The organism is Paenibacillus sp. V4I9, from assembly GCF_030817295.1.
Taxonomy (GTDB): Bacteria; Bacillota; Bacilli; order Paenibacillales; family NBRC-103111; genus Paenibacillus_E.
The window spans coordinates 685,972-710,939 of the sequence record NZ_JAUSZE010000001.1; the positions used below are offsets into that span (position 1 = coordinate 685,972).

21 protein-coding genes and 2 pseudogenes are annotated in these 24,968 nt (G+C 45.3%); 15 read left to right on the forward strand and 8 right to left on the reverse strand.

The window, feature by feature from the left end; all coding sequences use genetic code 11:
* The first annotated feature begins 4 nt into the window (after positions 1–4).
* The 6 genes from nikC (at position 5) to rocF (QFZ81_RS03280) (ending at position 6,087) form a co-directional block, all read left to right on the forward strand.
* Complete coding sequence (gene nikC / locus QFZ81_RS03255; protein ID WP_307448174.1) at positions 5–913, forward strand: nickel transporter permease; 909 nt, start codon at positions 5–7, stop codon at positions 911–913.
* 14 nt (positions 914–927) lie between these two features.
* Positions 928–1,923, forward strand: coding sequence for an ABC transporter ATP-binding protein (locus tag QFZ81_RS03260; RefSeq protein ID WP_307448172.1), 996 nt, complete (start codon positions 928–930; stop codon positions 1,921–1,923).
* Positions 1,904–2,869, forward strand: coding sequence for an ABC transporter ATP-binding protein (locus QFZ81_RS03265; RefSeq protein WP_307601424.1), 966 nt, complete (start codon positions 1,904–1,906; stop codon positions 2,867–2,869). Before QFZ81_RS03260 ends, QFZ81_RS03265 begins: the two co-directional genes overlap by 20 nt.
* 132 nt (positions 2,870–3,001) lie before the next feature.
* Complete coding sequence (gene rocF / locus QFZ81_RS03270) at positions 3,002–3,904, forward strand: arginase (RefSeq protein WP_307450083.1); 903 nt, start codon at positions 3,002–3,004, stop codon at positions 3,902–3,904.
* Positions 3,905–3,931: 27 nt separating this feature from the next.
* Positions 3,932–5,125 carry an ornithine--oxo-acid transaminase gene (locus QFZ81_RS03275; protein ID WP_307448169.1) on the forward strand — a complete coding sequence of 398 codons (1,194 nt, stop codon included), beginning with the start codon at positions 3,932–3,934 and terminating at the stop codon, positions 5,123–5,125.
* A 44-nt stretch (positions 5,126–5,169) separates the two neighbouring features.
* A complete protein-coding gene (gene rocF, locus QFZ81_RS03280; RefSeq protein ID WP_307601426.1) occupies positions 5,170–6,087 on the forward strand; it encodes an arginase in 918 nt (305 codons plus the stop codon).
* 274 nt (positions 6,088–6,361) lie between these two features.
* Here the strand turns inward: rocF (QFZ81_RS03280) and QFZ81_RS03285 are convergent.
* Positions 6,362–6,505: pseudogene (locus tag QFZ81_RS03285) on the reverse strand (methionine ABC transporter permease); the annotation flags it as partial.
* A gap of 575 nt (positions 6,506–7,080) precedes the next feature.
* Here QFZ81_RS03285 and QFZ81_RS03290 point away from each other — a divergent pair.
* A pseudogene (locus QFZ81_RS03290) lies at positions 7,081–7,869 on the forward strand (cupin domain-containing protein); the annotation flags it as partial.
* Positions 7,870–7,974: 105 nt separating this feature from the next.
* Here QFZ81_RS03290 and QFZ81_RS03295 read toward each other — a convergent pair.
* On the reverse strand, positions 7,975–8,874 hold the full coding sequence (locus QFZ81_RS03295; RefSeq protein WP_307448165.1) for an SDR family oxidoreductase: 900 nt from the start codon (positions 8,872–8,874) through the stop codon (positions 7,975–7,977).
* 145 nt (positions 8,875–9,019) lie between these two features.
* On the opposite strand from QFZ81_RS03295, the gene QFZ81_RS03300 reads away from it, so the two are divergent.
* On the forward strand, positions 9,020–9,328 hold the full coding sequence (locus tag QFZ81_RS03300; RefSeq protein WP_307448163.1) for a hypothetical protein: 309 nt from the start codon (positions 9,020–9,022) through the stop codon (positions 9,326–9,328).
* Between the two features lie 431 nt (positions 9,329–9,759).
* Here QFZ81_RS03300 and QFZ81_RS03305 read toward each other — a convergent pair whose 3' ends face one another.
* Positions 9,760–10,371 (reverse strand): SGNH/GDSL hydrolase family protein, encoded by a 612-nt coding sequence (locus QFZ81_RS03305; protein ID WP_307448161.1) that lies wholly within the window; start codon positions 10,369–10,371, stop codon positions 9,760–9,762.
* Between the two features lie 19 nt (positions 10,372–10,390).
* Positions 10,391–11,797 carry an FAD-dependent oxidoreductase gene (locus QFZ81_RS03310; RefSeq protein ID WP_307601428.1) on the reverse strand — a complete coding sequence of 469 codons (1,407 nt, stop codon included), beginning with the start codon at positions 11,795–11,797 and terminating at the stop codon, positions 10,391–10,393.
* A 206-nt stretch (positions 11,798–12,003) separates the two neighbouring features.
* Between QFZ81_RS03310 and QFZ81_RS03315 the strand changes: the two genes are divergently transcribed.
* From QFZ81_RS03315 to QFZ81_RS37220, 7 genes are all read left to right on the forward strand, one after another.
* Positions 12,004–13,068 (forward strand): LacI family DNA-binding transcriptional regulator, encoded by a 1,065-nt coding sequence (locus tag QFZ81_RS03315; protein WP_307448155.1) that lies wholly within the window; start codon positions 12,004–12,006, stop codon positions 13,066–13,068.
* A 94-nt stretch (positions 13,069–13,162) separates the two neighbouring features.
* Positions 13,163–14,779, forward strand: a complete 1,617-nt coding sequence (locus QFZ81_RS03320) for a response regulator (RefSeq protein ID WP_307601430.1) — start codon at positions 13,163–13,165, stop codon at positions 14,777–14,779.
* 27 nt (positions 14,780–14,806) lie between these two features.
* Positions 14,807–16,639, forward strand: coding sequence for a sensor histidine kinase (locus QFZ81_RS03325; RefSeq protein ID WP_307448148.1), 1,833 nt, complete (start codon positions 14,807–14,809; stop codon positions 16,637–16,639).
* Between the two features lie 128 nt (positions 16,640–16,767).
* The gene (locus tag QFZ81_RS03330) at positions 16,768–17,733 is read left to right on the forward strand and encodes an ABC transporter permease (protein ID WP_307448144.1); all 966 of its coding nucleotides are present in this window, start codon (positions 16,768–16,770) and stop codon (positions 17,731–17,733) included.
* 11 nt (positions 17,734–17,744) lie between these two features.
* Positions 17,745–18,620, forward strand: coding sequence for a carbohydrate ABC transporter permease (locus tag QFZ81_RS03335; RefSeq protein WP_307448142.1), 876 nt, complete (start codon positions 17,745–17,747; stop codon positions 18,618–18,620).
* A gap of 77 nt (positions 18,621–18,697) precedes the next feature.
* Complete coding sequence (locus tag QFZ81_RS03340) at positions 18,698–20,257, forward strand: extracellular solute-binding protein (RefSeq protein ID WP_307601432.1); 1,560 nt, start codon at positions 18,698–18,700, stop codon at positions 20,255–20,257.
* 479 nt (positions 20,258–20,736) lie between these two features.
* Positions 20,737–21,003, forward strand: a complete 267-nt coding sequence (locus QFZ81_RS37220; protein WP_373462704.1) for an aldo/keto reductase — start codon at positions 20,737–20,739, stop codon at positions 21,001–21,003.
* A gap of 61 nt (positions 21,004–21,064) precedes the next feature.
* Here the strand turns inward: QFZ81_RS37220 and QFZ81_RS03350 are convergent, their stop codons facing one another.
* From QFZ81_RS03350 to QFZ81_RS03365, 4 genes are read right to left on the reverse strand one after another with little or no spacing between them, the layout of a single operon-like run.
* Positions 21,065–22,075 carry a FecCD family ABC transporter permease gene (locus tag QFZ81_RS03350; protein ID WP_307448133.1) on the reverse strand — a complete coding sequence of 337 codons (1,011 nt, stop codon included), beginning with the start codon at positions 22,073–22,075 and terminating at the stop codon, positions 21,065–21,067.
* Complete coding sequence (locus tag QFZ81_RS03355) at positions 22,072–23,073, reverse strand: FecCD family ABC transporter permease (RefSeq protein WP_307601434.1); 1,002 nt, start codon at positions 23,071–23,073, stop codon at positions 22,072–22,074. Before QFZ81_RS03355 ends, QFZ81_RS03350 begins: the two co-directional genes overlap by 4 nt.
* Positions 23,070–23,990 (reverse strand): iron-hydroxamate ABC transporter substrate-binding protein, encoded by a 921-nt coding sequence (locus tag QFZ81_RS03360; RefSeq protein WP_307448124.1) that lies wholly within the window; start codon positions 23,988–23,990, stop codon positions 23,070–23,072. Before QFZ81_RS03360 ends, QFZ81_RS03355 begins: the two co-directional genes overlap by 4 nt.
* Positions 23,941–24,786 (reverse strand): ABC transporter ATP-binding protein, encoded by an 846-nt coding sequence (locus QFZ81_RS03365; RefSeq protein ID WP_307448121.1) that lies wholly within the window; start codon positions 24,784–24,786, stop codon positions 23,941–23,943. Before QFZ81_RS03365 ends, QFZ81_RS03360 begins: the two co-directional genes overlap by 50 nt.
* Positions 24,787–24,968 lie beyond the last annotated feature (182 nt).

A 24,968-nucleotide genomic window follows, 5' to 3' on the forward strand; every position in this document is an offset into this window, starting at 1 on the left:
GTTCATGAGTCAGCTAGAAGCAGCAGATCAACAAGGGGCGCAGAACCATCTGGACCAACAGGCTTACGTCCCCCGTACGCCTTGGAACATGATGGTGAGCCGATTTAAACAGAATAAACGGGCCTTGGTCGGACTGTGGATGACAGTGATCTTTGTCATCGTCGCGCTCTTGGCACGATGGATTGCTCCCTATGATCCTATCGTGCAAAATATGCAAATAATGCTTGAAACTCCTAGTTGGAGCCATCCGTTTGGTACAGATGAATTCGGGCGGGATATTTTATCTAGGATCATTTACGGTACTCAAATTTCATTGATGATCGGCATCGTCGGGGTATTGATTTCCGTTATTATCGGCGTTACGTTAGGAACGGTCTCCGGCTATTTTGGAGGAAAGGCCGACATGTTGATCATGCGTATCGTGGATATTTTCATGGCATTCCCGAGCTTCCTGTTGGCATTGGCGATCGTAAGTGTCTTGGGTCCTGGTATGAGCAACGTGATGATTGCCATTGGTATTTTCTCGGTTCCGACGTTTGCTCGTATTTCCCGCAGCGCCGTCATTTCTGTGAAGAATAAAGAATTTATCGAGGCTGCCAAAGCGATGGGGGGCACTCATGCGTTTATCATTATTAAGCATGTGATTCCGAACAGTATTGCTCCTATTATCGTGTTGTCATCCTTACGAATCGCAACGGCCATATTGACTGCCTCCGGACTCAGCTTTCTAGGTATGGGGGCTCAGCCGCCTACACCGGAATGGGGGGCTATGCTCAGCACGGGAAGGGAATATTTGAGAACGGCCCCTCATGTCAGCACCATACCCGGACTTGCCATTATGTTTATGGTATTGTCTTTCAACATGTTGGGCGATGGCTTGCGCGATGCCCTTGATCCGAAGATGAAGCTGTAACGGGAGGTCATACATTGAAGAACAAATTACTTGAGATCAAAGGGCTCAAGACTTATTTTTATTCCGATGAGGGTGTAGTACCGGCCGTAGACGGAGTTGACATCACGGTTCGTGAGGGAGAAACTGTTGGCATTGTCGGAGAGTCCGGCTGCGGCAAAAGTGTGACTTCTTTAACGGCGATGAGGCTTACCCCCGGTAAGGTGGTAGAAGGCTCAATCACGTTTAATGGGAAAGATCTGTTAGCGCTTTCGGACAAAGAAATCAGAACGATTCGCGGTAATGAAATGGCGATGATTTTCCAAGAACCAATGACTTCTCTGAACCCAGTGTTTACAATCGGCCAGCAGATCGGCGAAGCGGTTGAAATCCATATGAGGTATAACAAGCAAAGGGCGAGGGAACGTGCGATCGAGATGCTCAAACTCGTAGGTATCCCTAGGCCAGAGCAAATTGTCGATGAATATCCTCATCAGCTATCGGGAGGAATGAGGCAGCGGGTGATGATAGCTATGGCGATGAGTTGTAATCCGAAGCTATTGATTGCTGATGAACCGACCACGGCGCTCGATGTAACGATTCAGGCGCAGATTTTGGATCTAATGAGGGAGCTTAAGACGAAACATAATACGGCTATTATGATGATCACTCACGATCTGGGCGTAGTTGCCGAAATGTGTGACCGTGTCATTGTCATGTACAGCGGAAAAGTCGTGGAAGAAACCGACGTAGTAAAACTGTTCACAAACCCGAAACATCCGTATACACAAGGACTCATGAAATCGATCCCGAACATGCATTCGGATGAAAAGAGATTGTATGCTATTAAAGGGATCGTGCCGACTCCAGGCAGCCTGCGCGAAGGTTGCGCATTTGCTCCTCGCTGCGAGTTCGCTTTGGATATTTGCCGGCAAAAAGCTCCACTGCTAATAGAAGTCGAAACCGACCACTTCAGCCGTTGCTGGCTCCATTCTTCGACAGGGGAGGCTCAAAATGAAGCAGCCACTTGTTGAGGTTAAAAACCTAAAAAAATATTTCCCGATCAAAAAAGGAATATTCAGCCGTACCGTGAACCATGTCAAGGCTGTTGATGGACTGGATTTCACGATTTTCAAAGGGGAAACGCTAGGGTTGGTAGGCGAAAGCGGATGCGGGAAATCGACAACAGGAAGGACGATTCTGCAGCTGCTTCAGCCTACAGAAGGAGAGGTATTGTATGAGGGGACCAATCTCGTCGGCATGAATCCGGGGGAGTTAAGGAAGCTGCGTAGAGAAATGCAAATGATATTCCAGGACCCTTATGCCTCTCTAGATCCGCGTATGACTGTAGGTGAAATTATAGCGGAGCCGATCATTATTCACGGTCTAGCCCACGGCAAAGAAAGAGACCGACGCGTGGAGGAACTTCTGAATGTCGTCGGCTTGAGCAGCTACCATGCCAAACGGTATGCGCACGAATTCAGTGGCGGACAGCGCCAACGGATAGGGATAGCCCGTGCGCTAGCCTTAAACCCTAAGCTGATCGTAGCCGATGAGCCGGTATCCGCTTTGGATGTATCGATCCAATCGCAAGTGATCAATCTGCTTCAGGATTTACAGGAGCAATTTCAGTTGACGTATTTGTTCATTGCGCACGATTTAAGTGTTGTAAGGCATATTAGCGACCGCATAGGCGTAATGTACTTGGGGAGAATTGTGGAGCTTGCGGATAAGCATGAACTGTTTAATTCCCCGAAGCATCCCTACACGAAAGCTTTGTTATCTGCCGTACCGATACCGAATCCTTTAGTCAAGAAGGAAAGGATCGTTCTTCAGGGTGATGTACCAAGCCCCGCCAATCCGCCTTCGGGCTGCACATTCCATCCACGATGCAGTGAGTGCATGGCCATTTGTAAGACAGAAAAGCCGATATTGAAGGAAGTTAATGGTCAGTATATTGCATGCCATTTATATAATTAGGTGTTGAATAAGGCATCTATGCAGAATCCTCCTGAGGAGAAAAGCCATTTTATAGGTTTTATCTAGGAGGATTTTGTGTTTATGGAGATGAGCATTTCCACTAGGTGAAAAGGAGCGCTTCAGATGAATACCATGAAGAAAAATAGTATTTCCATAATTGGCGTTCCGCTGCAGTATGGCGCAGATCGAAATGGCGTGGAGATGGGACCAAGCGCATTAAGAGGCTCCGATATGGTTAATAGACTTGAAGCTTTGGGCTATCAGGTACAGGATTTAGGCGATATTCATGTGAATAGAGCTTTGGATGCATGTCGGACAGGCGAAAAACTGAAGTATTTAAAAGAAATAAGTAAAGTGAATAATGAATTATGCCAAGTTGTCACTGGTGAAATGATCAAAGGTCAATTTCCGCTCATTCTCGGTGGCGATCATAGTATTGCGATTGGAACCATTAAAGGGGTTCTACAGCATGTGAACAGGCTCGGGGTCATCTGGTTTGATGCACATACGGATGTGAATACGGAGGAGACAACGTACTCTGGTAATATTCACGGCATGTCCTTAGCGGTTGCACTCGGGTACGGGCACTCGGAGTTGGTATCGATCGGCAGTGTAGAAACAAAGGTAAAGCCGGAGAATGTGGTCATCATAGGAGCCAGATCGATCGATCATGGCGAGAGGACGTTCCTGAAGGAAAAAGGAATTCGCGTCTTTACGATGCATGAGATTGACCGTTATGGAATGAGGCATGTCATGGAAGAAGCGCTCAAAATCGTAACGAACGGAACGGACGGCGTTCATCTTAGTCTAGATATTGACGGAATGGATCCTGCGGAAGCTCCGGGTGTTGGCACTCCGGTATCAGGAGGGATGTCATATAGGGAAAGCCACTTTGCGATGGAGATGCTGTATGAGAGTAATGTGCTCGTATCCGCTGAGTTTGTCGAAGTAAATCCGATGCTTGATCAACATAATAAAACAGCAAGAACAGCCGTGGAGCTGATTGGCTCTGTATTTGGAGAACGCATACTATAACATATCTTAGAGAAGGATTGAAGCCCTATGCAAAGCATATCGAAAACGATCATCCAGCAAATCGAACGCTTCGGCGCTCATAATTACCACCCGCTGCCCATTGTTGTTTCACAAGCGGAAGGTATTTGGGTGGAAGATCCTGAAGGCAACCGTTACATGGACATGCTGAGCGCCTATTCCGCATTAAACCATGGGCACAGGCATCCGAAAATTATTCAGGCACTTAAAGATCAGGCGGATAAAGTAACATTGACTTCCAGAGCGTTTCACAACGATCAACTTGGTGTCTTTTATGAAAAACTTTCAGCTATGACAGGGAAAAGTATGATCCTGCCCATGAATACAGGCGCTGAAGCGGTGGAGACTGCACTCAAAGCAGTAAGGCGTTGGGCGTATCAAGTTAAGAAAGTGCTGACGGATCAGGCTGAAATTATCGTCTGTGCAGGGAACTTTCACGGGAGGACGATTACGATAACTTCTTTTTCGTCTTCGGATGAGTATAAAGAGGGTTTTGGGCCTTTCACTCCAGGCTTTAAAATCATTCCTTACGGCGATTTGGAAGCACTAAAGAAAGCCATAACTCCGAATACAGCTGCTTTCTTAGTGGAGCCGATTCAAGGGGAAGCAGGGATTGTGATTCCGAAGGAAGGATTCTTAAGCAAAGCTTCACAGCTTTGTAAAGAGAACAACATTCTTTTAGTCGCCGATGAAATTCAGACGGGGTTTGGCCGAACCGGAAAGCTGTTCGCATGTGAATGGGAATCGGTGAGACCGGATATATATATAATGGGGAAAGCACTAGGGGGTGGCGTGTTTCCTATTTCCGCCGTTGCAGCAGATGAGGAAATTCTAGGTGTGTTCAACCCCGGATCGCATGGGTCTACCTTTGGCGGGAATCCATTGGGCTGTGCCGTTGCTATTGCAGCCTTGGATGTTTTGGAGGAAGAGCGTCTCGTTGAACGTTCGGCCGAATTGGGAACCTATTTCATTGATAAGCTGCGGAAAATCGATAGTAAAAATGTCAAAGAAGTACGAGGTCGCGGATTGTTCATTGGTCTTGAGCTGGTCGAACCTGCTCGCCCTTACTGTGAGAAGCTAAAAGAGTTAGGCATTCTGTGTAAGGAGACACACGAAACGACGATACGATTCGCACCTCCGCTCACCATTACAAAAGACCAAATAGATTGGGCACTTGAGCGCATCGAGCTGGTGCTTAAGTGAAATAGAATTCCTTCCGATTTGGATAAAACGATAAGAGGGTGCTTATGATGGGGAACGATAAACAATTAACTATAATTCAAGTGCCTTTTGGGCTTGGGTCCGGACGAACTGGAACTGAACTTGGTCCTGATAGCCTAGAACAGGCGGGCTTATTGCGGCAAATCCGTAAAACAGAGTATGAACTAGCGGCTGTGCATACGGTAAAGTATCCGGAAATTGCCGTACTTCCTCCAAACAAAGCAAAGGATGCGGTAGTAAAGCATTTCCCTGAAGTCATGGAGATGAGTAGGCTGGTGGCGGAGCATGTGTCACAAGCGGCTCTTCAAGGGACATTCCCACTTGTGCTGGGTGGAGATCATAGCGTAACCATCGGGACACTTGCAGGGCTGACAACACGTTTTACAAACTTAGGCGTTATTTACTTCGATGCTCATGTCGGTTTGAATACCGAGGATACTAGTCCAACGGGAAATATGAACAGGATGACGCTAGCGGCGGCACTTGGCAAATCCAAATTCAAGATAACCGATATTCCGGGGACAAATGCTTTTATTAAAAGAGAGAATGTCGTTATTGTTGGAGTTCGAGATGTAGAGCAAAGTGAGAGGGATTTAGTTCTATCTGAAGGTATTACGTGCTTTACCATGCATGAAATCGACCGTATGGGTATCGAGAAGGTCATGGAAAAAGCGCTGCAAATCGCCGGTAACGGAACGGATGGTATCCATCTTAGTTTTGATATTGACAGCCTAGATCCTTTGGAGGCCCCTGGGGTCAGTATGTCAGTTCCCGGTGGACTAACTTACCGGGAAGCTCATTTTGCCTTCGAGCTGCTAGCGATATCGGGTCTCATTACGTCCATGGATGTTGTCGAATTGAATCCGACCCTCGATGAAAGCAGACGAACGGCACGGCTTGCAGTTGGTTTGATCGCCTCGCTTCTCGGTAAGAGAATCTTGTAACCGAACAATCTTGTAACGAAATTATAATTCAGGCGTTCACTCTATCGGGTGCACGCCTATTTTCTTGTGTAAACAGTGGGTAGTAAAGAATGCTGAAACCCACAGTTTTTTTGGGAATGTCAAATTATTGCCGTTGCTACCTTGCAAGCAAATGTTTTAGCATTATGTCACTTGGGTGTAGCTTTCTGTGCAACAACCTTTACAAACACTCTCCACAAAGACGGCGTAAGCCTTTTTTTGTTGGAATATTGTGCTGGACTTAGATGGAGCAATTCGGCAGCTGCTGCAGGCTTTTTGACACGATAGCGGCCGTAGGACCCAAGGCGGTTCCGACAATCAAACGTGATAAAGGGAGCAGCAGGACGATTAATATGATAGAAGGAATGGAGCGAATGCAGTTAATGGCCATACTAATGACTTAATGGAGCCCCGCAGCTTCAAGAATACTAATCAATGAACAGCTGTGAGGTAGTTACTTATGTGTGTCCCAGCCTCGACTCTGTTCTAATCGACACTACCATTATGTTCGCGGAACGTAGATACCTTATTTTGCTCGAAACCGCTTATTTCCCGACCAGCCTAGATTAGCAGCTTATATGTCCGAACTCGCTCCTGACCACTTATGACAACCAGCATCTGCTTGTCTACTAGATTACGAAGGAGCGTTCGCGCATATCTTGTGGTGAGTTTAAGGTGATCCGCCAACTCAGCTGGGGTAAGGGGGCGAAGCAGATCGGATGTTGATCAAGTAAAGTGTGTAAACAGCTTCTAACACTGCGGTTGATAGATCATATAAATTCAGTTCTATCTAAAAATAAAGACAGGGCCTGCCACAGCAGGTCCTTATTTTTTGTTCATCTATGCAAGGTTTTGTTAGAGGTACGAAAGTCATTTACACAGATTCACTATCATATATCTTTTAGTATGAGTATGCATAGAACGCGATCCATGAGAGGAGTCAATGAAATGGAAATTCCGAGACGGAATCAAGGGATGTACGGAAATGTACCACAGCCCCTCCGAAGTGACGGAGCGGGAGGGATGGATACCGGTCCCCGGGATGTTATGAGGGATATTGAAAACCCTGACATGCTGGTTCCGCCTGTAACGGATTCTGGCTTGCTCCCTAACATGAAATTTTCATTCTCTGACACTTCTATGAAGTTAAATCACGGAGGGTGGTCACGGGAAATCACGGTCAGGGAACTACCCATTGCGACCACGCTTTCAGGTGTAAACATGAGCTTGGCGCCAGGTGGTGTCCGGGAATTGCATTGGCATCAACAAGCAGAATGGTCCTATATGATATTAGGTCGAGCACGAATTACGTCAATTGACTCAGAGGGACGAAATTTCATTGCCGACGTAGGCCCTGGCGACCTGTGGTACTTTCCCCCGGGGCTGCCACATTCCATTCAGGGGTTGGAACACTCCGAATTCCTGCTCGTCTTCGATGACGGTAACTTTTCTGATCTTAATACTTAGTCGATCTCCGATTGGTTTGCACACACGCCAAAAGATGTATTATCGGCCAATTTTGGAGTACCTATGAATGTCTTTGACAACATTCCCTCCGGGCAGGTTTATATCTATCAAGACATGGTTCCTGGACCGATTGAAAGTGAGAGGGTACAGTCCCCTTACGGAACCATCCCCTTGAGCTTCAAGCATCAGCTACTAGCACAAACACCAATCAAAACACCTGGCGGCAGCGTACGAATCGTGGACTCTTCTAATTTTCCTATATCTAAAAATATCGCAGCGGCGCTTGTTGAGATTGAACGTCAAATATCCAGGGTTTTCCTACTACCCTAAATAATGATGGACGGAATAGGGCGATATTTGCGAAAAAGGCATACTGCATAGGAGCATGCCTTGCTGTCATTTTCAAGTCTCAGTCATAACACCACCGTTCACATGCAGCACTTGTCCGGTAACAAACGAGGAATCGTCCGATGCCAAGTAAATGTATGTCGGAGCAAGCTCGAACGGTTGACCGGCACGCCGCATCGGTGTCTCAGTGCCGAATGTTTTTACGTATTCGGCGGAGTAGCTGGAAACGATCAATGGGGTCCAGATCGGACCCGGAGCCACCGCATTCACCCGGATCCCTTGTTTCACTAGCTGAAGCGAAAGCGAACGGGTGAACGATACAATTGCGCCTTTGGTTGATGAGTAATCTACAAGGAGGGGGGCCCCCGCGTATGCTGTCACAGATGCCGTGCTGATAATCGAGCTTCCTGACTGCAAATAGGGAAGCGCGGCTTTGGTCATAAAGAAATGCGGGAAAATATTCGTACGGAACGTATCCTCGAGCTGCTGGGTACTGATATTCAGGATGCTCTCTTGGGGAAACTGAACGCCTTGATTCAACACCAGAACATCGATTCTCCCGAAATATTCCAGCGTCTTTCGCACGATTTCATTGGAGAACTCTTCATCTCTTAAGTCCCCGGCAATCGGAAGGCAGCGTTGGCCATAGCGTGATACCATTTCCACTGTTGCTTTGGCGTCTTCATGCTCGTAAAGGTAAGGAATGACCACATCTGCGCCCTCTTTGGCAAAGCCGATGGCCACGGCTCTCCCGATTCCGCTGTCGCCCCCCGTAATAATTGCGACCTTACCTTGTAATTTCCCACTCCCAACATATTGCGGATTGTCTGATATTGGCGTTGGAACCATTAAGTACTCCAAACCCGGTTGTATGTCCTGATGCTGCGGCGGAAAGGTAACGGGTTTATTTTCGCACTTTGTTTCATAGCTGTAATAAGGATATTTCGGGTACATAGCCATCCTCCAATCGTTTTTACAACAGCATGATATTCACCCAGGTCACATATGGTTCTAATTGCTTCACTTCTAGTAGGACTGATTGAAAATGATGTCGAAATATAGGTAAGGTAACAAATACCAACATAAAGGGGTAAAACGGATGAATCGCAAAAAAACGCTTTGGACATTGATCGTGTCACAAATCGTGTACGTCTTGTTTGTAATAGTATGGCTGTTTGTCGCCGGAATGTCGGTCATGATGTTCGACCATCCTGATGCGGTAAATGATGTGACGACTTGGCTTTTTTTTTCTTATATTGTCATTTACCCGCTAGGACTTCTGGCCGCGCTAATTACGGGATGGATTCTTTTTTCCCGCCGGAGGTATAAGGCTGCGCTGATCTGGAACTGTATCCCGCTGCTCTGGATCGTACCCTTGCTGGGCTTTTTAGCTTATGCGAATTTATGAACCCATAAGCGTGGGGCTTTAGCGGGTATTAACGAATAGAAAGAATAGAAAGAATAGACAAAAAGACACCGTATAGGTGTCTTTTTGCATGCCAGCTCCCTTCCAGCAGAAGGAGAGCAAGGCGATGGTGAAGCATTTGGTTCCGTCAAACATGGCCCGGTGTAAGCTTGAGCCACTTGGCCAATCCGGTTAAAAAGTATAAAAGTACGTGCATGCTGAATTCGATTTTAGAGTCATTTAGCTTTCGTGAGGGTAGATGGACTACAGTGGTTACCAATGTAGGAGGCACAATGAAAGAATAGACTTCTCTATCAACCAGCATTCAAGTTAGCTGTGGTTAAAGCTTACCAAAAGGGCAGGAAACCGTCTGAGCGTTTTGAAGTGTCTAAGAATGGGGTCACAGTTCAAAATATACCTAGGAACGGCTTCCTTCACAAACTTAATAAAAAAGGTATCGCCATATCCGCAATGCGTCGATGCCCTGACTCGTTCGGATGCAAGCCATCTGAAGTAAAAAGGGGCAGCGTCAGCTTATTGAGCCCGCTTTGTTCATACAGATTAAGGACAGGGAGCGCGTACAGACGACCAATTTGTTTAATAGCTTCGACATAATCGTATAAGCGGTGCCCGACAGCATTGACATAGAAGATGTCATAACCATCTTTATCCCTCTGCAGCGGTGTCCACAAGCTTAGGCGGCAGTGTGGATTTTTCGCCAAAATATCTTCGATGAGGGTCGTATAGGCTCCATAAAACGTATAAATATCGGTCGAACCGATGCCGCCAATAGGTTTATCCAAGCGAAAATCATTCACTCCCGCGAAGACGGTGACGCAATCCAAGGAAGCATCTATCGTTTTGCCCACATGCGTCGTGGCTCCGTAATCGCGGTCGCCTCCGGCAGTCATCGAACAGCCGCTTTTCCCATAATTGATGACGCTCGAAAAGCCTAGAGCAGACTGAATGAGAGGCTGATATCCGCCTGCTTCCGTAATGCTGTCACCGAGTGTTCCCCAGGTTTTTCCTACCCACTTACTTTGCATGTCATGAACACTCCCTACATTAACATTCTTCATCAAATGTAACGGCACCTACGGCAACGGTTTGATCCACGTCGGCTTTACCCGGCCGTTCACCAAGCCATGCCCCTTGCTCAATCAGTTTGTTCTGCAGTTCTAAGATCGGAACCTCGCGGAAACCTAGGCCGGCGAAGCTTGCCATGGCTGCAGCGACACCTGCTGCTTCTCCCATGGCAAAGCAGTTTGGCATGACGCGAAGCGAACCTTGCACAGGGCGATCGGACGAGACGGAACGTCCGGCTACAATTAGATTCGATTTGCCTTGCGGAAGCATGCAGCGATAAGGTACGCCATGGGATTTGCCTTTTGGCAGATGCTTGATTGTCATCGTGCTGTTGGCGTTTGCCAAATGGATATCGATAAAGTAAGAATTGCGTGCGATATCGTCTTCGAATGTCCGCATCGACAAGAAGTCCTCGACAACGAGCGTATAGTCACCCTGGATTCGGCGTGTTTCACGGATACCGATCTGGTCGCCGGAGTGAACGAGGAAGATATACTCAAAGCCCGGCACATATTTGCGTAAAAACCGGATCTGCGTGTCGATTAGCTTCCGGCCCTCGATTGCGGCACGGGTCAAATCCTCCGCTTTCGTGCCGTCAATGTCGAAGATATGACCGAAATTAAAGCCAACAACGGAATCGGAAATCCAGGCCATGCCCGATATTCGCTTACGTCCCTCCGGAAGGTCGCCGTTTAGCTGCGCTTTAACAACGATGCTTTCCAGCTGTTTATGTTCGCCTGTATCTTGAAGGAACTGCTCAAAGCGTGCTTTATCCGCACCGGTAACCACATAGCACATAGTACCAGGTTGAAGCTCCCCATGATCTCCTCCAACTTGAAAAGGAACGCCTGCCAGCGCAGCGAGATCCGCATCGCCCGAAGCATCGATGTACAATTTGGCTTGGACGACGGATCGTCCGGATTTATTGCTTATGACTAGTCCGGTTATCCGATCACCATCCAGCAGCACCTGATCCGCTACCGTATGGAACAATAACTTTGCCCCACTAGACTGTACTTCTGCGTCATATACGCGCTTAAGCGTTTCCACATCGATGGGAACCCAGTCCAACTGTTCCTTGTAACGTCTCATAAAGTCATCCCCAGCAGCATGCTTCATCTTCTCGAGCAGATCAAGCCCAATTCCTCGAATGACGGGCTTCTCCCCATCGGTATAAGGGCAGAAGGCAGGAACCAGAGCAGCTGTCCCCATCCCGCCCAAGTAGCCTCTTTGTTCAATTAATAACGTATTAGCGCCATTGCGGGCTGCCGCAATAGCTGCTGCAATGCCTGATGCGCCGCCTCCAACGACAACCACGTCTGGGGTATAGCTAACAGGTAAGTTCTGCGTGGGGATCGTTACGGTTTGAATGTTCAACTTCGTCATGTTGATGTTCCTCCTAAGAGTTTTGCTTCAGCAAAACTGGATTTGTAATCATTTGCTAAAGCTCAGTGTTGAGTGTCATTTCTTTCATTATAGATTCCTGATATGGAGGAACTAGTTTAATTTTAGTTTAATCAAAAAAGAGGACGTGATATGATAACTGAACGAATATCAAATCCTGATTACTTAATATTGAGGTGCATCCCTATATGCCTACCCGCAAGCAAGTTACACTAAAAACGATTGCCAATGAGCTTGGGTTGACTGTTCAGACCGTGTCTAAAGCGCTAAAAGGAAAATCTGGCATGTCGGAAGCTACCAGACAACTTATTGTCCACACGGCCGAGAAGCTGGGCTATTATACAATGGATCAGATTCGCAGCCTTAGGCTCGATCACATTGCTCCTTATCCCAATGAGCGGAAGCGCTTCCTTTTGGTACAGACCGCAGAATCCGTGGCCTATAATCGCCTATTGCTTCAAGGACTTCAAGATCGTTTCTTTTCCTTCGGCCATCGAATCGAGCTTCTCATGTTACCGCAAAAGATCAAGAAGGAGCATATGAACGATTGGATCGAAGAGAGCGGAATGGCCTATGCGGACGGCATTTTCATCGCTCCAAGCATTGTGCCTAAGGCGTGGGAGCCCGCTCTGTTTGGGCTTCAGCTGCCACGAATATTGCTCAGCTTTCCTCCTCCAGGAGTGAAAATAGACAGCGTGATCTGGGATGTTTACGAAGCTGCGTTTCAAGCGGTAACCTATCTGCGAAGCCTTGGGCATGAGCGAATGATGTACGTGGGAGATATCCATTTGCAGCGTGGCTTTATTTTGCGCTGGCAAGCCTTCTGTCACGCGATGAATATGCTCGGTGTCGAAATCGACCCTTCTATGCATTCCATCGGTGAACGGACCAACCAAGCGCAGTGGCGTGAAGAGCTGCTGCAGCAAATGGATCACTTTAAGCCAAGCGCTATCATCTGCGGAATTGATCATGAAGTTCCGATCGTATATGAGTTGTGCAACGAGCTTCAGTGGCGAGTGCCTGAGGATGTGTCCTTGGTTGGGTTTCTGAATGAGCAATCCGAATCTCTGCCATCGTTCACCCGACCGCTTCTTTCGATCCGAGAGACTGGTTATCGCGCTGCCGACCGGATGCTGTGGCGAATTGCCAATCCTACGCTGCCGTTTGAACACATTCGCATTCAAGGTGATTTTTTTGTTGGGAGTACAACTTCAGCGCCTGCAAATGACCGTGTTTTTTCTGAATTCATATAAATATAAAACCAGAAATCATAAGATTCTCATATGTCCTTGGCTTTTTTGCAAGATATAATAAGTAGATCTGCAGCTAAAGGGAGGCCGACACGAGATGTATAAATTAGTCATTGTGGACGACGAGCCGACAGTTCGTTTTGGGCTAAGTACCTATTTTGACTGGAATGCTTATGGGATTGAAGTTGTGGGTGATGCGGATGACGGTGACGTTGCGTTAGAGGTTATTGAGCGATTGAAGCCGGATTTAGTGTTAACGGATGTGCGTATGCCCAATATGGATGGCATTCAGATGTCGAATATACTTAGTGAGCGATTTCCTCATATCAAAATTGTTTTTGTGAGCGGCCATGATGATGCCGAATATTTGAAATCTGCGCTTCAAGTCAAAGCGGTCGATTATATGTTTAAGCCCGTCAATTTGGGGGAGCTGAGCGTGGTGGTTGAACGCTTGGTTCGTACCTTACAGACGGAAAAGCAGGAACGAAAACTGATTGAGGACATGCAGGTCAAGCTCATTCAAAGCATGCCCTTGCTGCGGGAGAAATTCCTCATGTCATTAATTAGGGAAGGGATCACTTTTCCTGCACGTATACAGGATCGTACCCTATTCCTCGGGCTTGAGCTTCCGTTTGAGGCGACATACTGGGTGATTGCGATTCGCATAGACAATGCGTCTGAGGTTGCACAGAACCGATCCGAGAGGGATCAGCAGCTGTTATCCTACTCTGTACTTAATATCGTGCAAGAGCTTATTGAGAAAGAGATTGGTGGATATGTTTTTGAAAATCAAATAGGCGAGTTCGTTGGCATTCTTCGGCTGGTGGAGCAGGAAGATCAGGAAAGTCTTTTGTTTACATTAGCCGAGGAAGTCCGCGAAAGTCTCTACAACTATTTGAAAATTAGTGTGACCATCGGCGTGGGCGAACGAATATCGAGGCTTGCCAGCTTGCCGCAGTCGTATTCGCAAGCAAGAGAAGCCGCTGATCAAAGATGGTATCTCGGTAAGAATCAGGTTATCTCCATGGATAATTTGGAACAGGGTAAGGACAGCATGTACCGCTTTGATCCAGCGCAGAATGAGAGATTGATCTCTTCTTTGAAAGCTGCGGAAACTGGCAAGGTGCAGGAAGAACTAAATGTTATTTATAGCGCTCTTTCCCGCAATCGTGCAGAAGGCATGCCGTATGGGCGCAACTTAAGCTTGCAGCTTCTGCTGCTTGCAAGCCGAATCTTGCTGGAGCTGAATGTTCACAAGCAGGGGTTGGAGGAGAAGGAGAACGAGCTTCTGGTTAAGGTTTTTCAACAAGAAACGTTAGGCGATTTAAGACGGCTTGTGGAATCCCATCTCATCGAGGTGTGTGAGCGAATCGGTGAAAAGCGCAGCGGCAAAGCCAAAAATGTCATTGAACGTATTCGTTCCTTAATCGATAAACGATTCGCGGAAAACCTGCAGGTGGGGGATATTGCGAAGGAAGTATTCTTATCTACTACCTATCTTTGCCTGCTATTCAAACAGGAGACAGGCGAAACCATCAACGAATATATGACGAAAGTTCGGGTGGACAAAGCCAAGGAGCTCTTGAAAGATCCAGCCAACAAATTTTATGAGGTCTGCTATGCCGTTGGCTACTCGGATCCTAGCTATTTTAGCAAAATATTTAAGAAACAAACTGGACATACGCCGAGCTCATTTCGTGATCATTTCATGTAAAGACGGTAGAGGGGAATGAAGCATCTCATGAGTAGAGGTTGGAATTACGTATCGATGATCTTCAAGGGCGTTATTGCAGCAAGGGTATGGCTGGTCGCTTACATTGTGTTGATCCTGATTCCAGCTTCCATATTACTGTATGCATACTCGCAGAGGTACTCCCGCATTTTGGAAGAAGAAGTAACGCGAACGATGCTTCAGACGTTGAAGCAGGCTGAAATCAATTTGAATCACCAATTCGATTCCGCCCGAGATATTTCGAATACGATTCTCATGAATCCTAAGCTGCATCAGTATTTAAGCACCTCAACATCGGATAGCGATCAACTCGACGCCATGAAGGAACTGCGTATTTTGGTTGATAATGCCAAAACGAATCCGATTGTGTTCCGTGTTCGATTGTATGTCAACGACTCCAAGCTTTTTTCCCATGAGAGGGTGAATTTCTTTCCGTGGGAAAGCATCAAAAACCGTCCTTGGTACACAGATGTATTGAACGCCAATGGCAATCTCGTGTGGACGGGAGCTTACTTGGAAAACTTTCTAGACGATGTACAGAGCGCCCGCTATATTTTCTCGGGTATTAGAGTACTGCGGGATCCGGATAATTACGATCATTTGTCAGGAGTTTTATCTATTGAAGTCGCTTCTAAAACCATAGAAAGTATCCTATCCAATATCGAGTTGAACAAAGAGCAAAATGTATTCATGGTTGCACCGGGTGGCACGGTCGTCTTGCACAACGACAAATCCTTGCTCGGGACGAAGCTGAAATCTAGTGCCGTGCTTAGCGCTATAGAACAAAAGAATGAAGGCGTATCTGCCATCACAGAGGATAACATCCAACAATATGTCGTCTATACGACGATTGGCTCCACAGGTTGGAAGCTGGTTGCGGAAGTGCCTAAGAATGGCATTAGCTCCCGTGCTGCCTCGTTGAATCAATTTTCCAGTGCGGCGACTTTATCAGGGGTAACGATACTGTTCCTCATCCTTGTTTTTATTCTGATTGCTTTTATCGTTCGGGGAATGAATCGTCGCGTACAGATGGTGATAAGAGCCATTAAACGAGAAGGCATGGAGGGACTGGATGAGCAGAGCGGTACGTCGGAAGGCGACTTTAACTTGCTAGAAAAGAGCGTCGATCATCTGATCCATAGGGTCCGAGATTTAATGGAAGAGACGTATACATCGAAGGTGCAGGAGCGTGAAGCACAGCTTCGAGCTTTGCAAGCACAGGTTAACCCTCATTTCTTATACAATACCTTGGATACGATCAATTGGATCGCTATTGGACACAACGCTCACGATATTAGCCAGATGATCGATGGGTTGGCCAAATATTTCAGGCTGAGCTTAAATAAGGGCAGAGATTTGGTCAGTGTGACCGATGAGCTTAATTTAGCCAAGGTTTACTTGGAGATTCAGCAAACCCGATTTCCAAAGAGTTTTGAGGTTCATTTTGACATCGAAGATGGCATGGATGATATTGAAATGCCTAAGCTCACACTCCAACCAATTGTGGAAAATGCCCTTCTGCACGGGATAAGAAAATCAAAGGGCAAAACAGGATCTATTTTGATCAAGGCGAGACAGGAAGAGGGGGTTCTGATCATATCCGTCACGGATGACGGTATCGGCATGGAGCCAGAGCTTGTGCAAAGTCTGCTGACAAAGCCGCGTCCCACCATGAAATCAGACGGTTCCGGAAGCTCGTATGGTTTGTTCAATGTGAATGAAAGGATCAAGCTGTTCGCAGGAGACGCCTATGGACTGGAGCTTCACTCTACACTCGGAGAGGGGACAACCGTTACGGTTCGAATGACAACTAAATATTCATCTGATAAGCCGTCTCTATAAGAAAGAGGTTGGCTTTTTTGTTTGCATAAATACCATAAGATTGCACCAGAAACAGAAATATTACCATCTACAAGTCGTTTCAAGGCACCTATATAATTAACCTATAAGAACACGGAGGTGAGCCATTCATGAGTGTTACGCTAACAGAGCTTGAACGAAAAAAAGCTCACGCCAAGCCCAAGACAAAAGGTAGTGGCCGTTGGAAGCTAATTCTAACCAATTTTGATTTATACCTATTATTAGTGCCGGGATTGTTAGTTCTGTTTGTATTCAAATATGCGCCTATGTATGGGATTATTATCGCTTTTCAAGACTTCAACATTTTTGATGGTTTTGCCAGAAGTAAATGGGTGGGTCTGGATCAATTTGAGAAGCTCATACATTCCGAAGAGTTTTATCAGGTTTTCATGAATACCTTGTTGATCAGCGTTTACAAGATTGTGCTTCTTTTTCCGATACCGATCATCATCGCGCTTTTCTTGAATGAGGTTCGGAAGGCCTTTTTCAAGAAGACGATTCAAACCATTATTTTTCTACCGCATTTCTTATCATGGGTGATCATTTCAGGATTGTTTATTAATATCTTGTCCCCATCAGGCGGTCTAGTGAACAATATGATTCAGTGGTTCGGTGGGACGCCGATTTCCTTCTTTCTGGACAACCAGTTCTTCCGAAGTGTAGTGGTATTTACAGCAGGTTGGAAGGAATCAGGCTGGAACGCGATTATCTTTATCGCAGCCATTGCAGGTATCGAACAGGAACAATATGAAGCCGCTTCCATTGACGGAGCAGGACGTATTAGACAAATGCTCCACATTACCTTGCCGGGTATTTTGCCAACGATCATTCTAATCTTAATTTTACGCATGGGGTACTTGCTTGAAGCGGGTACGGAGCAAATTTTGACCATGTACAATTCGGTCGTGTATCAGTCCGGCGATGTTATCGGTACGTTTGTTTATCGGCAAGGTCTCGGTCAACAAGATTATAGCTTTAGTACAGCGGTCGGGTTGTTCAACTCCCTCGTTGGGTTCATCCTAATCGTAGCAGGTAATGAACTTAGTAAAAAACTAATCAAGCGAAGCATATGGTAGGGGTGGAAAACATGCATAAAAAAACGCTTAGTGATTGGTCATTAGACTTCTGTATTTATCTTGTTTTATTATTATCCGGCTTAGCTACACTGCTGCCCTTGGCCAATATTTTATCCAAAGCCATTAGTGATGAGTCAGCGGTAGTTTCCGGTAAAGTAGGGATTTTTCCAGTAGGCTTCCAGCTAGATACAATGAAATATGTGGTGTCCTCCAGCCAATTTCTTCACTCGATAGGGATTTCGCTGCTCATCACAGTTGTTGGTACAGTGCTTGCAATTCTGGTAACTGCAATAACGGCTTATCCATTGTCCAAAAGGTATCTGCCAGGCATTTCGATGATTATGCTGCTGTTTATTTTCACGATGATGTTTAATGGCGGAATTATTCCAAATTATTTGCTAATGAAACAGCTGCATTTAATTAATAGCTTATGGTCGCTGATGCTGCCTGCTCTTATTAGTGTATTCAATATGCTTGTGATCAAAAGCTACTATGAATCATTGCCTGAGGCTCTTGAAGAATCCGCCAAAATGGATGGCGCTCGTAACTTTACGATTCTTTTTCGCATCATACTTCCTTTAAGTGTACCTGTCATCGCAACGATTGCTCTTTTCTATGCTGTCTACTTCTGGAACGACTATTTTCACCCGATGCTCTATATTAATGATGCAGGCCTTAAGCCTTTGCAGTTGTACTTGCGCGACATTGTTTTGAATGCCGACAGTTCCAATGCTTTGAATAAAAGTACGGACGACTTGATGAATACATCACCGGAGGGAGTTCGATCCGCAACCGTGATTGCCTCCATTATTCCGATGCTGCTCGTCTATCCTTATTTGCAAAAGCATTTTGTCAAAGGCGTACTCATTGGCTCTGTGAAAGGGTAATTGTGCATTAACGCTCTGGATTTCAGCATCCAGGGTTTAATGATATAGTAAACACATACACTTAGGGAGGTCTACCCATGCTCAAAAAGCACAACAAAGCGATGCTTATAACTGTTGCAGCATGCTTGTCCGTTTCGTCACTTGTCGCCTGCGCATCCAAAAACACGGCCACAGGCGGCAATGCATCCCCAGCTAGCACAGCAGCGGCAACTACGGCAGTTGCGACAACTGCTGGACCGAAGGCAGAGTTAAGATCGTTGCAAATTTGGCAGCAAGAGGACTACAACACGTATCCGGTAGCTAAGTTCCTAGAAGAGAAAACGGGCTACAAAGTGAAATATGATATGCTTCCCCAAGATAAGCCTCAAGATAAGCTGAACATTCTCATTGCCTCTGGAGAGGCTTATGATGTGATTACTTCACTTGGTGGGACTGAATTCAAAGCCTTATATGCAGACTATGCGAAAAAAGGCGCTCTAGTAGATTTAGGGCCGCTGATCGATAAATTTGGACCCAACATTAAATCGGCTGTAGATCCTGAAGCTCTGGAAGCCGCTAAAGTGGATGGGAAATTGTACGCAATCCCTACCAAAAGTATACCGACCACCTCTACTAGCCTATACATTCGGCAGGATTGGCTTGATAAAGTAGGATTGAAAGCGCCTACGACGTTGGATGAGTTGTTGGCTGTTCTCAAAGCATTCAAAGAGAAGGATCCAGGTGGGAACGGAGATAAAAATATTCCGTTAACGGTGAGAGGCGATTCAGCCTTCATTGATAACATTGTCGGTGCTTTTGGTATGCCGAACTTCTGGAATAATGTGAATGGGAAGTTAACACCGCGAATTCTAGACCCAGCTTACAAAGATTATATCAATTTTGCCCAAGATCTCTTTAAACAAGGCTTGATTGATAAAGAGTTTGCCGCCAATAAAGATGCTACCGCTAAAGAAAAATTCACAAGCGGAAGAGCAGGAATCATTCTGATGAACTGGTCTGATGTGCCTGTTATTGCAGATGCATTAGCGAAAAACATACCTACAGCTAAGGCGACATTTCTTCCAGCATTAAAAGGTAAGGATGGCAAAGTAGGCCTATCTGCAAACCAAGGCTTTGACCGTATTTCTTTCATTCCTAAAGCATCCAAGCATCCTGAGGATGCTATCAAATGGATGAACGCTAAACTTGAAAAGGATACGTTTAAAGGGATGGCTATTGGTGAAGAGAACAAGCACTTTACGTTCAAGGATGGCACGTATACACCGATTCAACCTATCTTTACAGATGAGCGCAATAGAGCAAATAATTTCTTAATGGGCTCAGATGACAAAAACTATCCAACTTACTGGCAAGCACGTGTACGTAAAGATTTACGCTTGTTTGAAGCTTGGAAGTTTATGAATGTGACGGAAGCTAGTGTAAGAGTGCTTGATCCATTGGGTTTCGCTCCTTACTTGCCTGAGTTCTCGAAAAACTTCCAACAGTTGAATACGATGGTAGGAGACTACACAACGAAGTTGATTTTCGGAGCAGAAGCCATTAGTGGTTTGGAAGCATTCCAACAGAAATTCAAAACTTCCGGCGGAGATGCAAGCGTCAAAGAAGTCAATGATTGGTACGCGACTGCAAAGAAATAAGCTGAACATTCGTCATCCCCTAAATCCCATTCTGACTGCTGCAGTCAAACAGTACTGTAATTTGATACATTTTGGGTTGAAAAAACCAGCAAACTTTCTCTTTCGAGTTTGCTGGTTTTTTGCGTTTCATACGGTATGCTGCCAGCAGGAAGGAACCCCAACCATAAAAAACATAAAACAAATTTTTTTATAGCTTGGCCAGCTAAGAATTTGGGTTTGTGATCGTGGTGAGGGGCTAATGTTGTACGGAGTACAACAATTCCGGAGTTTTTCTTCTCACAAAGCTATCAATGTTGTATGTTGTGCAACAATTTAGCCTAATTTCATGACAATGAGCTATTTTCGAGGGAAAATGTTGTATTTCGTGCAACAATCACAGGAAAACGCGGATTTGCCAGCCTAATGTTGTAGAAAATACAACATTGCATTACTTTGCAAAAGCGATAGCCCGCGTTCAATTTGAAAAAAAGGTGAGTGTCATGGAGAAAACAAGATTACTCCGTAAACTGGGAAGCACGAATTTAGTGCTCTCTCCACTCGGACTGGGATGCTGGCAATTTAGCAATGGGCAAGGGGTAGTAGGCAAGTTTTGGCTTGTGCTGAGTGCCGATGATGTGCCGAAGATCGTTATTCCCGGCGCTTCTAAAATTCATCATGCTCAAGAAAATGTAAAAGCAATGCAATTTAAGCTTACTACTACTGAAATCCATACAATTGGTGAAATATCCAACAACGTAATGCGATAATAAAATATACGGCAAGAAACCGAACCCATAATGCCATGGAGCTCAGTTTTTTTAAACTCGCTTATTTTTTCAATAATAAATACATAAAATACGGGGCCCCAATGAGTGCGACCATAATGCCGGCGGGAATACCATCAGGTTCAATCACGTTATGTCCAATGGTGTCTGCCATTACTAACAGCCAACCACCCATCAGAATGGCGACTGGAATAAATAATTGATTTCTGGGTCCTACCAAAGCTTTGGCCATATGCGGAGCCATGAGTCCAATGAAGGCAATTCCTCCAGTAACCGAAACGGCCGAAGCGGCCAAGGCAACCGCGGTTAAAAGTAAGACAATTCGTTCCTTTTCAACGGATACACCTACGCCGATGGCTACAGGTTCGCCTAGTCCCAGGAGATTCAAACGATTTGCTTTGTATAAGGTAAATGGAATGAGTAAGGCTAACCATGGAAGAATAGCCCAAATAAAAGGCCAGTCAGAACCCCAAATACTTCCGGCTAACCATTTTGCGATAAAATCGACTTTAGCCCGCTCAGCAGATGAAATAATGACAATCATGACTCCGGATAGCGCCATTGAAAACCCAACTCCAATTAGCACCAACCTGACGGGTTGAAGACCTACCTTTTTATTATACGAAAGCAAATAGATGAAGCATGCCGTAATTAAAGCACCTATAAAAGCAACAAGTGGAAGCAGATAAATAAACGATCCCGCCTTGATAGGAAAAAACAAAAAGAATACGGCAATAGCAACACCAGCCCCAGAATTAATACCAATAATGCCCGGATCAGCTAGATCGTTTCGTGTGATTCCTTGTAAAATTGCACCCGATAAGGCAAGTGCCATGCCTGCTAGCAGTGTAATGATCATGCGTGGCAGTCGGATCGAAAATAAAACGAACTCTTCTTTGAATGTGCCTTGACCGAAAAGGGCAGGAATCAGCCTATCATAGGATACAGAGGAGTATCCCAATCCCATCCCGAGAACGATCGTCATCGTAATAAGCACAAGTGAACCATATATGAGCAGCCGTTGTTTTTTTATTAAAGCGGGAGGATGAATCATGAGAATGCATTTCCTCCTTTACGTATGATGAACAAGAAGAAGGGCAAACCCATCATCGCCACAATGGCCGCAACGGGTGTTTCATAGGGAGAATTGATCGTACGTCCAAGGGTATCCGCAAAAAGCATAAATACGGCCCCTATAATTGCCGACATTGGCACAATAAAACGATAATCGGTTCCAACAATGGCGCGAACAATATGAGGAATCATCAAACCAATGAACGCCATATTCCCAACAAGTGCAACAGAAGCACCCGCGAGTAAGATGATGATGATAAAAAGAACGGTTTTGATTTGTGTCGTCTTCTGTCCTAATCCAACAGCGACTTCTTCACTTAAACTTAGAATGGTAAGCTGCCTAGATAGGAACAGGGAAATCAGTATACCGATCGTAATAAATGGCGCAATGACTTGGAGTTGGCCCCATGAAGTGCCGATCAACCCTCCTGCAGTCCACATGGATACATCTTTTGAAATTTTAAAATAAATACCGATACCTTCCGAGATCGCGTATAGGAACGCAGATACAGCAGCTCCGGCTAATACAATTCGCAGAGGGGAGAAGCCGCCCTTTTTCACTGCGCCAATACCGAAGACGATACTTGCACCTACGGCTGCTCCAATAAAACAAGCAATCGTAATCCCAAAATAATTGGCTGAAGGGATAAAAGCAATCGTAAAAGCGAGTGCCGCGTTTGCCCCAGCGGTCAAGCCAAGTAAACCTGGATCAGCAAGCGGGTTTCTGGTCATCCCTTGCATAATGGCACCGGAAACGGCCAGCGCGGCTCCAACAAAAATCCCCGCAATTTCACGGGGGAGACGGATGATCGAAATTTTATCACCTACAGCATGAGAAGTGAGGGCGAGCCAGACATCTTTGACGGTAACATCTGCGGCCCCAAATGCCATGGAAACAATAAACATACCCGCAAATACTACTAGTCCAGCAATCAGTTTATAAACGAATGGGATGAACCGTTGATGTTCCGTAATCATTTACTACCTAAGCATTTAACAAAGAAATCGAGTTGATAGTCTAAAGTTAGTGGATCATTGAAATAGAACTCTTTCGCATTGACTTCAAATAATTGTTTGTTTTTAACAGCTGGAATGTTTTTGTAGGTATCGGTTTGTTGGAATGAATTATCCGTGTCTGGGTTCTTGCTGAAGATAACGTAGTCACCTGCATACTCCGGAAGTACTTCCAAAGACAAGGCGTAATAACCGGCTTTTAAAGCCATTTCTTTAACTTTTTTAGGCATTTCTAGCTTCATTTCTTGGTAAAGAATTTCGGTGCCACGCCCCCAGTTATTCCCGAAGACGTAAAGCTGTTTGTCGAAATTCTCAACAACAGAAATCGTGTCTTCACCTATCTTAGCTTTAATATCTTCTCCGGCTTTCTGTGCCCGTTTTTTAAAGTCAGTAATCCAAGCTTGCGCTTCTTTTTCTTTATTTAAAAGCTTGCCGATTTCTAAGTGCTGGGTTAAATAATCTACCTTTCCATATGTATACGTGACTGTAGGGGCAATTTGCTTCAATTTATCCACGTTTTTAACACTGGATAGACCGATGATTAAATCCGGTTTTAATTCAATCAATTTTTCTAAGCTTTCATCGGATACTTCTTGCGCAGCTTTCAATGTTGTTTCGAAGCGCGGGTTCATTTTAGACCATGAATCGACACCAACAAGATTAACTTTTAGAGCCATTACATTTCCTGCAAAAGAAGAAAGGACAACGACGCGTTGCGGATTGGCTGGAACTTCGACAGGTCCATTTTCGGATTGGTAGGTAATGGTTGTCGGTTTGTTTTCAACTTTCGCTGCGTTCTTCTCGGTTTGGGTTGTTTGGCTGCTGCAAGCACTAAGAGCTAATGAGATGAAGAGCAGGAACGGAATGAGCCGTTTGTTCATTTTGGTTATCTCCCTTTAATAAATTGTAGGTAACACACATAGGTTTATTTGTTCGAGGATCTCGCCCGATTTCAGCATCAATGTGAAATACTTCCTTGAGCACGTCATGGTTCATCACTTCTTCGCAAGTGCCAGCTTTCACGATTTCACCATCTTTTAGAGCGATGATATAGTCAGCAAAACGCGCCGCTTGATTTAAATCATGCAAGACCATGACAATCGTACGTTCCTGTTCCCGATTTAGTTTTTGCAGAAGTTCTAGAACCTCTAATTGATGCGCCAAATCTAAATAGGTGGTAGGTTCGTCAAGGAAGATAATCTCCGTTTCTTGCGCAAGCGCCATAGCAATCCAAACGCGTTGGCGTTGGCCTCCGGATAGTGCATCTACAGGACGGAACTTAAAGTCAATGGTACCTGTAACTTCAAGCGCCCAGTCGATCACTTCATAGTCCTTTTTCGATAAGCGCCCAAAGCCCGTTTGATAAGGAAAGCGACCATAGGATACTAACTCACCGACGGTTAAACCACTTGCACTCTCGGGCGCTTGTGGAAGGATCGCCATTTTTTTAGCGAGTATCTTTGTATGTTCTTTGGCAATATGTTCGCCATCTAGAACGATTAAACCAGATTGATGGGAAATAATCCGCGTAGCTGCTTTCAATAGGGTAGACTTTCCACAGCCATTCGCTCCGATAATGGTTGTTATTTTCTTGTCTGGAATCTCTACACTGAGATTTTTTACAATTAAACGTTCACCATAACCAATGTTTAGCTGATCTGTATACAGGCGAACCATAAGATAACCTCCATTTATTTAAAAATAGGCATTACCCATTAACTGATAATGATTATCAATTTCATTACAATACACACAATAAAGCGAACGATTTTATTTGTTAATAACTTTTTTAGTTGTCAAATAAGAAGAATAGACGTATATTTGATTGAGAATGATAATCATTTACGTTTCATAGCCGA